This window comes from Candidatus Hodgkinia cicadicola, from assembly GCF_002774925.1.
Window position 1 is genome coordinate 34,953 of the sequence record NZ_CM008789.1, and the last position, 16,921, is coordinate 51,873.

Genomic DNA, 16,921 nt, shown 5'->3' on the forward strand with positions numbered 1-16,921 from the left:
CGATAGATGATATCAACATTTAGTTGTTCGAATTGTAATGGTTCGATTACTCTTTTAACAGTTCGATTAAAATAATAAACGTTATAACAATTTGATAAATAAGTATAGCTAATATTGATCTAAGTTTATTACTGATTTAAATTAACCGATTTTATCAATAAATTTATATTGTTAATGTAAACGTTATTTAAAAATTAAAAACATTCGATCGCTAATGTTTAAATCGTAAATATATAATTATATGATATAAATAATCACGGTGTTGTATTTTTATATCAATGTTGTATAAATAGTTCTAATCTTTAATTAACATAACTAATCTTATATGTTTTATGTCGATTAAGTTATCATACTACATTAATATTAATTGTAGTGGTGTTAAGATTAATGATAGCAAATAAGCTACTGATACAAAAAATATTGGGATCATTGGTACAATATAATCAAAAAAAAACTGATTGAATATTTTTAATAAATATAATGACTAATCACTATAAATAAATGTCTATAGGTTATAACAAAACCAAGATATTCATAATTATTTTAGATCTGTATACAATGACATATTAAGATAAATTATATGTCTTAAGCCATAACTTAATTATAAAATACTTCCAACGAAGTTAAACCTGATATTTAAACAATAATATAATAATATGTTTATTATACATTGATATAAATTTAGATTAAATCCCTCAATATTTCGGATATTACAACGTTGTAATAGTTTTATATTGGTCTAATGATACTAAGTCATTTAATCATTATAAATTATAATAAATCTGAGAGTTCGAACCTTTCAATCAACATCAATATGTCTAATTAAGAGATAAAATCTAATAAACGTAGATGTTTAGATCACCATCATAAAAACCTATGTACGTTGTTTATTTTAATATAAATTTCAATACATATAAAAACTATACCGAACTATTAACTTCTAAATATATAGATGATGTTAACCGCTATATTACCTACGACCTGTTAGTAATGTATTCCATCCAGATTTACACCCAACCATAAAAGAAATAATTTCAACGGTAATAACTTCTAATTTAATATATATATCTTTAATTCATTAACAACAAATATCCTACCATATGTATCCTATCAATATTATTTATCTTCTAGTATATCACTATCAATACATGTTTTATCTATGACCAAACCAAACACTAAATAAAATCTTAATTCTTTCTAATTTTTTTTATTTCATTCAATACTTAAAGATAATTTTGTCAATAATTAATTGGTTCGACATTTTTTTTGTAAGAACAGTTTGATATTACCTACACCAAATGGTTCATTACATTACACTATCTCTGTCTTATTAGACTCTGAACATTTTTTTTAAAATTTTAATTTCAAGAACCAAAATCCAAAGACTTAGTTCCAATTAAAAACCAATTCTCAATTCCCGTATATACAATTAATTTCAATATATCTTAGTAATTTATTTCTACTTCAATCATTTGGTTCAAAGCAAGTCAAGTTTATACATCTATTAACATTTGTTTATACCATGAGTACTTTCATAGTTTTAACATTTATCTTATTGTCTCAAATAATGAACTTACCATTCCCCATCTAATGATGAGATTAACATATAACAAAACTTATAAACATGAGTCGATGTATGTCTATTCTAGCTAATAAATATTTCAGATGAAGAAGTCTATTACTAACCATAATAAACAAACCATGAGTCAACACAGTAAGAATATTAACCTTTATTTCTATTTGTAATCTATTAACATTCAAAATAAAATACGTTCATGTATCAGATAATTAATTCTAAACACTATCAAATATACTTAATATATCATAAATAACCAGTAACTACTACTACTCTTTATGATCGACATACACAAATCAAAACTACCAACATCTGATCAATAATCCTTAACACTATAACTTCAATTTGTATACATTCCGTAACAGTTTCTCATTTCTTCATAATAAACTAATCTCATGTTTCTTTATTAATTTAACTTTATTCATATTCAATAATTATTTAGACAAAAAATAATATTCGTTAAAAAAACTTAAACCTGTTTGATCAATAACAATCGACAGCTATTATTCTTTTAATGGGATTATTGTTAACAAATAAAAGAACCAATATTTCAACACAAATACATGCATGTACATGTATATTTTTTGTTTATCGTTTACAAATTTTTATCTAATATAATTATAAAATATCCTTGAACAATTTATTTATTCTTATGATAAATGGTTCTTTAACAACATTCATAACATATAATTCACCTCTCTTTCAATTTACAATAACGAAAATGAAACAAATAGCCATCTTTTAGTAACTTGAAATATACCATTTATATTACTATTATTCTCTTGTGCTTAAACATATAACAACAGATAAATTATTTTCATTCTAAATAAAACCATACATAACACCATCAGTATTACTGATTGCTTCTGTTGTTACTGAAAAACCATAAAAACTATACATGTTTGTTGTTCATTGAAATGATTTGATCTAATCAATTAATTATAACAACGAAACAAGTTATAACATCTTAATTACTTTAGGCATCTTTCAGTAATTTATGATATACTTTTTGCCTTAAATAACAAATTCATTGATATTAGTTTTAAGTTAAATATATAAATATTTCATTAACAAACAAAAAACCTAATTACCGTGTTGTTTTATTTTTAATTCAATACATAAAGTCACGGTTAAATATATCTTTAAATAATGATTTACTCTATGTTTGATTTTAAACCGAATTATATTACAACATCAATTGATCAAATACTCAATTCTACTTATTAAACGTAATAACTCATCTGAAGACTAATATTATTAAAATTATTTCTAATATTAATAATATATTAACTATTTGTATAACTAGTTATTATTCATTAAATTAAATCAAAACTTGTTAAATCTATACATAGATCAGATTCTTTTAAAGATGTCATTGATCATGATTGACACTTATTTCTCCTACACATACGTTAATAGAAACATGTATCAATGATTTGTTGTTAATTAATCGATTCATTATAGGATGAATCATCTAGTTCGTATGTCGAATGTAAATCCTAAATAATCTGTAATAAGTATTATTAATGATAGCAAATCCTTACTAGATACATAATAGATCCAAAAATCTAAACAATTCAAATCCAACGTTGTTGGATCTTTCATATAGAAATATATCAAATAAATTTATAACTAACAAAGATTTCAACACTTTATAACGATCAGTGATCTAAATAACATTTATAAATCAGTAGCATATCTGTATTGAAATAAATCGAATCTATGTCTATATTGTAACCCTGTTATTTTTTAATAAAATATATATATATTAGGTATTATATTTTATGGTACTATTAAGTAACTTCTTGACAACGTGACATTGGTTAAAAAAGCGAAAACATGTTTAGATCTAATACTAATTAGACTAATGTAAATATGTCTCGTATTATCAACTAATAAAATACAACATATCTAATGGTTTTAAAAAACAAATTATGTAATCATCGGTAATAGATCTTATCCAAACAAAGTAATATCTAATTATTTTTAATAATTTTTATGCCAAATGTGACTGTTAGTAGGAATGATTTCGCTTTGTTATTTTTATTAAAATACAATACACATGTATTAAATGCAGTCTGCAACAGGGTAATCCCTAGATTTAACACCCTAGATTTAACAACCCTGCTCGAATGAAATCGATAGAATAAGATTAACTCAATTTCTGAAACCATTAATACAAACTATAATAATCTTTGTAATGCCAAACTGCATTTATTTTGTACTCGAAATCTAAAGCTATAAATTATTATCAACCTACCTTTCTCTGGACTCAGAGACATTAACATTTAAATATCCCCAATAATCATCGATTGTTGTTAGTATTAAATCATTATTATTTTATCAGAGATATTTATTCATCAACCTAATAACACTTTCATGTTAATAAAATAATTAGAACGTGATAACAACACGCATTAACAATTTACAACTTAAATACTAACCTCTTGATTCCAATCCTTGTTTGATTTATATCAGTTTTTATTGATAATTATTATTAAACTGATAGCTATTCATTAAATCTAACACTGGTAGAATAGGATTTAATACCGCTATTATCTCGAATAACATATATTTGTTTGGTTACAAACCCCGTTCCAAAATCAACATCAAATGCAACCATATTCTCACATTTATTAATCTTGATCTATTAAACATGTAATTTTTAATGAGGTTAACTACCAACATTAAACTAAACTAACATAAATTAAAACTATGATATATTTAAAACCAACATATGGTGAATTATTCTTGTTAATGTTAATTGGTTACTAATAAAAAACCATTATCACCATCTTTATTAAGACTACTATAAACATTGAGACAATACATAACTCGTTACTATCATAAATATACCTAAATCTGGTTTGATATTTAACATCATAATAATGAATAATCAGTAACAAGAAATAAAACCAATAAATAACAGTTATAGTTGTTATATTAACACCAAAATCAACAACTAAAACCAAACCAACAAACACCTAGACCTAACAACATTTTGTTTAGTTCAATAATTATTAACAAATTAATCCTGTTACTTTCTTAAGATTTAAATATCATTTCAAATATATTAACAATTAATACACCAACCTTCTTATCAGAGGGGCTTATATTATAAAATTTATTAACCACAGCTATTAGAACTAAACTTTCATATTCTAAATTCATTTTATACTACCAAATATACTGTCTATTATTAATTTTAAAATCCAACACTACCACCAAGGTACTAACATCACCTAAATATCTATGTTAACTAAATAACCCCATTCGGTACAACATAACTAACAAGAACCACATGAAATACAGATATAAATTCAACTTACCTATTAACGGTCCAACTCTGTTATAATCTCTATATAATTAAAAAATAATCATAATAAATATCTTAATAATTTAACTAATAACCTATAAACAACAACATATGTCAACCACACGTTTGGTGTTATAATCGTATTTTATAATTATATCATACAATTGATTAATATGTTTGGTCTGATAACTTACAAAACATAATAAACTTAAAATAAAGTTTATTTGATCATCATACATTATCAAACAACCGATTGTTAACATCTGGATATGACTACCATTATAGTTAAATCAGTCTGTTAAATAAACTATTTTAACAACTATTCTGATATCTTGATCTGATATCTTGATTTTATTAGACTTAAAACCAATGGTTAGTATTACCACGATTAATTGTTTTCTCATAAATAGTTTTTATTTTCCGATATCTATACATAAAAGCACTGAACAAAGTTCTATTAGAATCTTTGAACTTAACAAGTTAATCTATCCTCTTTGTAAGAAAAGTTATTACTTTAAATTTTAACAGCGGTTGCTTCACATCACTGAATCAGATTTTATTCGTGCATTTTGTTGATATCAACCAAACATGCCATTATCCACTATTAAATTATTTCATAGATCATAAACTATCATGAATAAATTCAATTACATCAAGATCAATCTTAAATGTTATTAAATCAAACATTATTACCCTTAACTACATGTTGTCGACGCCAATCTTAAAACATAAATAAAAAACCTCTAACAACAACACTCACATCCTTTTTTTGGTTCGTTTAGTATGACTTGCTTAAGCATCAGAACATACAAATTATTAACCATGTCAATCGCATACATTTTGTGTTAATAATTAACAAGATCGTTTCTCGAACCATAGACATTAATCGATTAGTTTATAAAAAAATAATTCAACAACCAATCATCGTTGATAACCATAGCTTGATAACACAACTTTTTTAAAGTAAATATATATATATATATAAAAAAATATATGTGTGTGTGTATATATATATTATAATCCAACTTAAATCATATTATGATATAATCTATTAACTATTAGTGTAAATTTATTAACAAAAATAACAAAAATTTGTATACATCGGATCAATTATACATATTTACCCAATCCCATGTTTAGACTATCATTGTTATTATAAAATTGTTTATTAAAAGTACAGAACCAACCATTAAAACAAATAAACATGAAATAATATCTTTAAGCCTAATTTGTATAAGAACTTAAGTACACCAAATTCTCATGTTTTAACAATCAATGATACAGAAAATTAAAAATATAAGTAAACGAAAAATTGACATTCTTACTATCGAATATTAACAACTAATTCTTAACAACAACAGAAATTGATTGAAATCACAGCAAGAAATGAATTATCATAATCTTGTTACTATATTTTTATACTATTTAGACAATTAATAGAAAAATATTAATGACAACATTGATTATTAACTAGTAACCCGTTATTCAGTGATTTATAACGACAAGTAATCTAGTAATAACTTCTAATTAGAAGAAATATCAGAAATGATATTACATTTTATCTTATAGATTTCCATTATAGTTTAACCAACATTGGGATTAGTATTTATAGCCATTACAAATGAAAAATGAATAAGTCTATAATAACTCCATAAACATATTCCAACATAAAAAAACATGTGAACAAACAACAACAAGTGATCCCTTTTATTCAAAGGACAGTATTAAAACCTATGAGTATTAATAAACAGCTTACAACGTTGTGGTTAGAGATGTAGAAAAATTCCTATTAATAACAGTTTATAATTTAGATACGAATATCTAATGATTTAAACATGTTAATTAAGAATAATTTATTTAAAGGTAATAAATCCAACAACAAGATATAATGATTCCAAGTAATGGAAGATTATAACTCCTAAATCATGTAACAATTTCACATATAAGATTAAACCATCATTGGAAATGATATCAATACTGTTTAACTAACTTTTAAAGCACCAAGCAAAACATATATGTTACATGAAAAAACCAAATTGAACTTATACAACTATATTCTGATATAAAAAACTTAATATCTCTTCTATTAACAATGACAAAAAATATTTGTATAATCTTTTAAACATACAATTAATATAATTCACAAACAACAAAGATGCCTGTTTTTTTATAGAAAATTGTTTAGTGATGCCAACAGGCAATGTTTATAAATAAAAATTAATATAATTATATCGTTGTTTATATCATAACAGATTCTTATTAAGTTATAACATATCGAATATAAATTCATAAATCTTAGAAAATTAGATCTTAAGTACTAATGTTGATATTATCTTGTAGTTTTACTAGTTATAATATCTTATGTAATTTTAATATTCTCAGTAAAGATACCAACATAATTAATAATTGATAACTGTTATAACAGATAAACATGTTTGGTAATAATTAGTTTCGGTATACTAGCAACTTGTTTAATTTAAACTACTACTACCAATACTAATCAATCTAATATCTCTATCACATTATCGCTTTCCTAGCATAAGGTTGTTTATTAAAATCTTTAACGTATAACAGATATTAGCCCTTAAACATCAATAACATCTTGTTCGGTTTTAACCTTCATTCGGAGGTTCCGAGTATGATAATCATATCCCATTAAAAAACCGAATAATCTGTTTCATACCTCAATTAAACATATATCCTAAAACCATAGATTAAAGTTATTGAAGCATATGTTGTATCAACAATTGGTTAACTACCTAATTTATATACATAAATATAAAGTTTTGTTGTATAGATTATAATGATTATTTCATAGATTAACAACATCTCGACAATTAATTAAATTTAAGACACATCATAACGTTAGCCAACATTATTACTATAAATCTAACTTGTTAATATAAATAACTAATTAATAACATAAAAGCAATTATATTTCCGCTAGTTTTATTCAGATTTTAATTTAACATTTTTATGTTGGTATTAATAAAGATTTTCTATATATATATATATATATATTGTTAATTAGTATGTTGTAATTGTGTTTAACATTAAATATAAACGTATTAAATTATATTGAAAAGTTACGATTTAAGAAAATATGTCATTATGGGTAATTAATTTGGTAAGAAATATTTATTAACCTCAGAGAGAACAAAAGTTCGATCCCTTTATCGTCCATTCAATGCGATTTGTTTAGATCAAAAAAAAAGAATTAATCCAAATAAACGGATGAAATTTATATTCTAAGTAAAGACAGAAGTTGTTATTTTGTTGTTAAAATTAGTCCTCTAAAGGAAATAATAAACCAAATAAATTATTCTAGATAGATTAATAAGTAAATACTAAGAATTTATTTTGATGTTTGGTTATTAAATTCAGATATTGGTCAGAATATTACCATTAGAATTAAAAAAATAAATATCTCAATAACATCTAGAAGATATATTTATACGACTATCATAATTCTTGTTAGTAAATTTTATTAGCATATCAATGAATTATTGTGATCATCCGTCAATTTAATTATGATAATTATAGAAATAAATAATCGAAATAAAAATGTAAACCCTATTTAACATAACCAACGTTCAGAGGTCACATATATAATGTTGAGACTAAAACATATATGTTGTTAAATTAATTATAAGACAGGTCCTTGTTGTTTACTCAAGTTCTTGATTACATCTTGCCTCTGGGTGGCCAGAGATTTCTACTAACTCTAATAATGATTAATGGTTGTTATCAGATAAATCTGTCAATGTATATCTTTCTGCAGACGATGGAACCATTATTAATATTTTTTTAAGAGGATTGTTGATAACTTCACCTAACTTTATTCCAGCACATATTGCCGCTCCCGAAGATAGACCTACCGCCATTCCTTCTGTGTTTGCCATGATTCTGGCATATTCAACTGCTTCATAATCCTTTACTCTAAAGATATAATCGATAATCTTAATATTTAGAATTTTCGGAAGAAAACCAACACCCATACCATGTATACTATGAGGTTGAACTTGTTTTCCTGATAGAACAGATGCCTTCCAAGGCTCAACTGCAACAATTGAAGTATTTGAATTCTTTTTCTTCTTTAAAACCTCTCCAACACCCGTGATAGTACCTCCTGTTCCAACACCACAAACAAAATAATCTATGTTATTCATTGACCTTGTTATTTCTTTTGCTGTTGTTTTCTTATGAGTTTTAACAACAATCTTGTTTTCAAATTGACGCGTCATTATCGCATGTTTAACTTGTTTTGTAAACTCCTTAGCTGTTCTAATTGCCTCTTCTATTCCATTTGAACTGAATATAATTTTAGCACCTAATAGGTCCAACATGTTTATCTCAGCGTCTGAAACTCCTTCATGAACAACTATTAAACACCCCAAGCCCTTACGGGCAGCAACAGCAGCAACACTGACACCAATATTTCCGTAACTTACTTCTACTATTATTGTATTTTTGTTATATTTATTTCGTTTCCAAGCATCTTCAACCATGGTTTCAGCAACTCTATCATTAATAGAACCAAATGGATTTAAATACTCCAGTTTAGCATAAAGTTGTGTCTTGACGTTGTACTTTTCTTCTATTTTCTTTAATCTTACTATCGGTGTATTACCAATAACTTCTGTTATCGATGAATATATTTTCTTAGTTCTCATATTTTAATGTATAATAATAAGTTAAATAATTTTCTAAAAATAAAATACAAACATATAATACCAGAACTATAATACTATATCAAATATAAATTAATAAGAAAATCTATATACGGATATATTTGTTATCTGATTTGTTATTAAGGTTATAGCTGTTTATTTTAATTCAATTAATAATAATATTAATACATCATGAAATGATATAGGTCTAAGATGGAATATTCAACTTCTAATCATCCGATTCGATGATCGATTACTATTCTATTCTTAGAAATAATTAATATACTTACTTCTTTTTATAATTTTATCTTTATGAAACATACAAGTAATTTTAATCAATTTGTTACAACTGATTACTACCTGTTGTGGGTTAAAAATTCACCTATTTCGTTTTAATAAATCTGTAGTACTTATCAAGTATAATTATATTCAATTTATCAATCAAGTTACCTATATTTCTATATATATATAACATGTCATCTCATGTTGTACTAAGATAAATTCCTAATCTATTACCCATTCTATTGACCTAACATGAAGTTATCTCTCCCCTTGGTTTCACATTTATTACCATCATGGGATTTAGATAATAACTATATAAGTAAATAATTTTTTTATAACTTCGATGTGTTTAATGTTCTCTTTTAATACTTAAAAATATTACATCAACGGTTGGTACTATTTACTACCATAACAAAATAGATAACTAAACACTTCTATTATTACCAAGAAAAAACATTCCGATAGGAATTAAACATCTCTCGATTTTATTGTCTTAATAATAATCGAATCATGGTGATGTTAAATCTTTTACAACAAAGTAATCAACAAAGTAACAAGTAGTCCACTTGAGTTCATTATTAGATATATTTCCAAAGTATTATACTCTATATCAAATTTATGCACAGAAATAATATCTGAACATAGATCGATCATCTTAATTATCAAATCTATCATTATAGGTTAATTAGATTTAAAGTATTTTAATTAACCCTTGGTTTTATGGTTTTAGAAACTAAATGTTTAATATAAACGTTTAAACTTAACTATTTTAGTCGAGAGTATATTTGTTCGATTATTCAAAATAATTTAAGTCTATTACCCGTTTTATATTATAATAATATTAATCGCTAATAAATACTTTACCTAAAATGAATTAAATACTATTAATTATTACATATGTTGATACATGTTTTCATTTTAAATAAAAAATCAATAAACAAATGACTATTAGCGGTCTTAATCAAGGTTTACTTATGTTTTAATCGAACCTAAACTATTATCTTAATTTTCTAACAAAAAATACCCGATTATTCCATAATCACTTAATATCCTGTAACCAAACTTCATCTCATATAAAACTGCTCCATTATCTCTGTTTAATTATCACTATAAACCAATATTTGGTAACAACTTTCTTATAAGTTTATAATATCAATGATATCTACATTAACGAACCTATATAAACATTGATTACATAAGATTTAACAATCAAATTATTCTTAATTCTAAGATCATGATTTAACACTACTATTAACATCTATTACTATTGATATTAATGTAGTATTAATCTTTCAGAATTAACAATCAAATTTTAAACAACATACTATATCGACCAATATAAATTTTTTACACTCTTAACATATTCCTTAAATCTCATCCATAATATATGAAATTTTGTTGGTACATTATTCTTATTTAACTAAAACAACATTTTAAACATCATTTTAAATAATATAAATATCCATATCATTTATTAATTCATACTTCTGTTACACTTTAATTAATTTTAAAAAAGGGAAATTATAACATTGGATTGAAACTCTTACCTGTTTTATACAGATCGATTGATTAAACTTACAACGTTTGAGTATAAATAGAATTTCAAAATAATATAGAATTATCTTATCGTATTATACTATTTGGTTTCAATATCTTAATATTACTTATCATGAAATAAAATAGTTCTAAACCAACATGTTAATCTCAACTAATTCATTTCTTTTATATTCATCAACTAAAAGTTTCATTCTAACCGAATGTTGTTTACATTAATCAAAATAATTTATATACTTCGAGATTATTAGTAACTAACTAGAACCATATCCTTTATCCTAACTTTATGAAGTTAATATCTACCTTTAATTCTGTCCACAAAGCCTATCCCAACATTAACATATTTCCTATCCATCGATCTAAGCCCAATCTCATTGGGATCTGTCTTAGTTATTCATATTTTGTATCAACTACATGTTCTTGTTTTATATATAATTAATTCACTGGTTTGTTTAATCTAATATTAACACAATCTCATGGTCAAATCATCGAATTAATTCTTTCAATTTATCCATCAAGACTAATTTCTATGTTTCAAGACTACATGTATACATATTCTGTTTGATTACTTGTAATAATTTAACAACATAAGTACTATCAAGGTACAAATCTTATTACTATTACATCCCATTGTATGTGAATTAACCTTAATTTCAACTAATTTAACTAACCATTTTGATTTAATCTCAACAGATACATAACATCTATTATAATTTTATACCTATTAATGAACCGTATAAATTAAACAATATTAACATATAAACAACTGGATTATTACTTCTAATATAGAAACCATAAAATTGTAATATCTCTACTATTAAGAAAAGATACATTCCAAACTCTGAATTATCTAATCCCTGTTGTTTAAATGATTCGTTTGTACAAAAACCAACAAAATAATTTCTAACTTATAATTTCTCCGTTGTTACAACAAAACTCTTTTATTTAAGATATTTGATTCTAAGTCGACAACACATAAATTTTGATTACTATTATCATAAACTTGTCTTATCAAGACTTTCTTATCGACAGATTTTTATAAATTACAGTTATAAATACTTTAAAACATCATGAATTTTGTTCTTATATTTTATTAAAACATTATAGTTTATCTACTTTTTGATTATTGGTATAATCATAATTCATTTAATAATTTGAACATTCTGTCTTTATTCTCGTTAAGAATTCAATTAGAATTCTATTACCTCAAACATCAATCGGATGTTGGTGTCTTGTTTAAGAATTATTTGTTTTAAATTAATTTATTAAATCTATATAATATAATCTAAATTGTTTGTTGTAATATTGATCCATTGACGGAAATCTATAAGTCTTATGTTCTATCACCAACTTTATATAAACACCAATATTTGTTTCGGTTTAAACACACCTATAATCCAACCTCTTCAAACATAAGATCCTTCACCATTCTTCGTTTAGAACGATATTAATCAACATCTAATGATTTGGTTAACACTTAATAACCCCAACATAAATTACCCAAATATATGTTATATCTCGTAGCTGTTGTATCTTGTTTAACTTCAACAACTCAAAATTGATACTTAAATCATTTCTAATATAGTTTTCATGAAGGTTTAGTAGTTATCGAAACCTGTTTAATCATTCCATCTAATCTTTGATTGTTCCAATATTATTGTTTTTTATCTATTAAAAATTTGATATCTTATTTCTCCCAACATCCTCATCTCACTATCACGGTTCCTTACCAGTTTCTCTATCTTTATTATATTCTAAACACTTCAAATAAAAACCTATTATCCATCATGACTTTTCATTAAACACATAAACAACATGTGATGGTTATAATAATACCTTAGATATCTTAAAATTATATTCTATCCTTTACAAATACTACACCTAATAACATCTATGTCTTAATTAACCGCTATGTTGTTATAGTTATTACGGATCGTCAAAATGATTACATATTCGTTTTTATCTACTATTACTAGTAAACTCGTTTATATTCACTTCAAATTCATAACATATATCAGGAGATATATTCCCGTCACTATTATACTTATTTTAACATCTTGTTGATGTTTATCACTAAATGTTTTATCAAAATAATTTATTAACATATTTTTTCAATATAAAACGATCAACCACGGCTTGGTATATTTTTACTCTATGTCTAGTTTTCTTCAATTAACATGGACATGTTATAATCTTAAAATTAACTTTTTATTTAAGATAGATCTATAGAATCATGTGTTATGGTTGCTTGATTGAGTTGAATCCACTTCGAATCAAAATAAACTTAATATAAGGCAGATAATCTTAACGTGAACAACATCAAAATTACACAGATATAAATACTAATGAATAATAATAAACATATATAACACCGTTATAAAAAACCAATTAATTAAATCATGATATATCTTATGTAATTTATAAAACCTTTTAAGTTTATTAATAAATGACTGAAAATAATAAATAGATTGATCTATACGAATTAATCAATCAGAAACCATAGATAAACGTTATGGATGTTGGTTTTTGTTATTATAACTAGATATAAATAGAACATTAAACATAAATAATTACTGATATAATAGGTGATAATAATAAACCAAATTAAAATATATGTTGTTAAACATTGGAATGAAAATAATACCTATGATGTTAACATACAATTTATAGATAATTGTACAGTAATGAATGATATTAATATTATATTTATTAATATACTTTTGTATAAAATCGGAATCTATTATGCACATAATGGTTCATAGTTGCCATAACCTTATGTTGTTCCTGTTTTATCTAACGTTTACCACATCAATTCAAACAACTAATCTAGTAACTGATTAATTCTCAATCAATATCATTTCAACTATCTCGATAGAATTAATAAAATCTAACATTGCATCTGTTAAATTAACGTTGTCTAATGTTTCAATGTTTTTTTAATATTAATTCAAAATCCATACTACATCTATGGTTATTTATGTTTTATAGAATTATGACTTTTTCTTAATAATATTCAATTCTATGTGTTTTGTTCGTAGATCAATGGTTAACTTCTTGAAATTCAAAACAATATTGTCATCAATGATAATTTCATCTCTAAACTTCTAACTTAATATTAAATCCAATATATACCCCTATTTCATCTTTCTCTTTTTAACTATAATTTAATTTTAATTGATCTATTTATTCTTAACACGATTATTTCATCAGCTAACATTATCAACCGTTTGTATGTTTTATTTTGTTTATTAATAAATCTCAACCCAACATCATCTCACTACCTCTAACATTTGGTTTTTTTTATTACTTTTGTTCATACTTACCATCTAATCTATTAACAATACCAATAGTACTATTCCCATGATCACCTTTTCTATGATTTCTAATCAGTTGATAATTATATTTAACAATATTCGATTACAAACTTTAAATAAATACTCAATATATCTCAGTGTTAATTAACAACAACCATGTTATCAAACATCCGTTGTTATGTTTATTCTGATTTATTAAAACCTAATAATTAACCATCAAGGAATCTTAGATTGTTGTTCTTAACATTAATATTGAGATGTAAATATTGTTAGTTCTTAATGTCACTGGAAACGGTCATAAGGTCTATTATCAATTTCTACAGTAACAAATATAATCTCTAATACAAATAGAGCTAGTTACATACCGGTTATGTTTAGTCTTATTGAAACCAAATACATAAAGTTTAATTTAACACCACAAGTTATCATTTTAATCTAAATATAAGTACTCAGAGATGCATATACTTTACCGAATCTTATTCCATTATTATTTCTAATCGAAAAAAAATTTAAACGACTTGTTTCTTTTCAAAAACCACCATCACCATCCTTACTTACCTACCAAAATATTGTATTGATGTTAACTCTGGTTTCTCTATTTCTATTAAATCTATTCGAATTGTTAATTCAAATCTAAATAATTATCATCTGACCAAAACGTCTGATAAAAATTTTGTTAACTAACCTTTGGTTATTTTTAAAAACTTATAAAAAACGATTCTACCTTCAATATTTTGATTTGCTAAATTTATATTTAAATTACAACTTCTATATCTCTTTGTCAATATTTTCTTAAACGAGATAATGTTCACCTACAATACTACTACTAATTTCTTATGAGATTATCCTTCTAACAATTAGTTTCTTATAAGATTATTCTTTGATTACTTTAATCATAACATTAGCCTAGTCCCCATTTGGAGCCAAATGTTCTTGTCTATCTGTTGATCTATTCATCATTTTTAGTTACCATCAATTCTATTAATAACAGCATTCTTGTTCATCTAAAGCATAAAGAGTTACTTTAACAGCATTGACATCATTTTGTTAGTATGTTGTCTTCAATTAATAATCATATAGTTGGTGTTTAAAAAAAAAGATAATAATACCATTAAAACCATTGAATTTATTGAGTACAAGATAATTATAACCAATACACCATTACTAATATATTAATTGGGATCATTATTTATAAAAAATTTCAATCAGTATATAATATAAGATCACTTTTAATATAAATTATATTCGTTTATAAAAGTCAAAACTTAAATTAATGATAATTTTCTCGTAAGAACACATGATCATTTAAATCTTAAATTAATAAATATTATTCTGGAAGGTAACTTATTTCTAATAACCAAAATCATAATTGTTTCATTTAATAAATACTTTAACCATGTATCCTCTTAGCTTAAGTTTAAGGACTATTAAAATGGAGAATAGGATAAACAATCAAAATGAACAACAGATTTAAACGTAACATTTTATTAATTAAAAAACAAGATTGGAATGAAACAGATGTATACATGTTATTAGTTATCATTTAATCATGTTAACATATACCTGTGTTAATTATGGTATTAGAATTTAATTAAATAACATAGATATTAATATGGATATTTTTAATGTAATTAAAGATGTCTTAATTAGTTTTATAATAATGAAATTCATATCATTGCTTACAAACATTAAACTAAGATTAAATAAAACGGTTATGTTAATACTAGTGATATAGGAATTGGAGATAATAAACTACCAAAATATCGAGATGTTGTAATGGCCTTAATATATTGTTATATGATTTAACTTATCGATTAAAATTCATTAAACATATACTAAATTAATCAAAAATTATATGTATATATATCCATATATTATGATTAAATCAAAAAAACCTACTACACATAGCCATATGTTAACTCTTATTATTTTAAATTCTATAATTAAATATTTCTATCTTGCTATTTACCGAGCTCAAACGTTTATAAATATCAACTCAATCACATTATAAGGTAAATAAATTTAATCATATTATCTAATCTACAATTAAAACAAAAGTTCTAGATGAGTAACAAAAATCCTATTAACAAAGTACTAAAAATTACTTCATTTGATTTCTTGATTAACATAGGTCAGACATAAATTATAATAATATACCGATCATGGTGAAAAATTTATAATATTACTATGTTGTAATAAGTGAAATAAT

At 24.0% G+C, this 16,921-nt stretch carries 1 protein-coding gene; it reads right to left on the bottom strand.

Going from position 1 to position 16,921, the window contains the following annotated elements; all coding sequences use genetic code 4:
• Nucleotides 1-8,626: 8,626 nt before the first annotated feature.
• Nucleotides 8,627-9,565 (bottom strand): PLP-dependent cysteine synthase family protein, encoded by a 939-nt coding sequence (locus MAGTDC_RS01330; protein WP_146656720.1) that lies wholly within the window; start codon nucleotides 9,563-9,565, stop codon nucleotides 8,627-8,629.
• Between the last annotated feature and the right edge of the window lie 7,356 nt (nucleotides 9,566-16,921).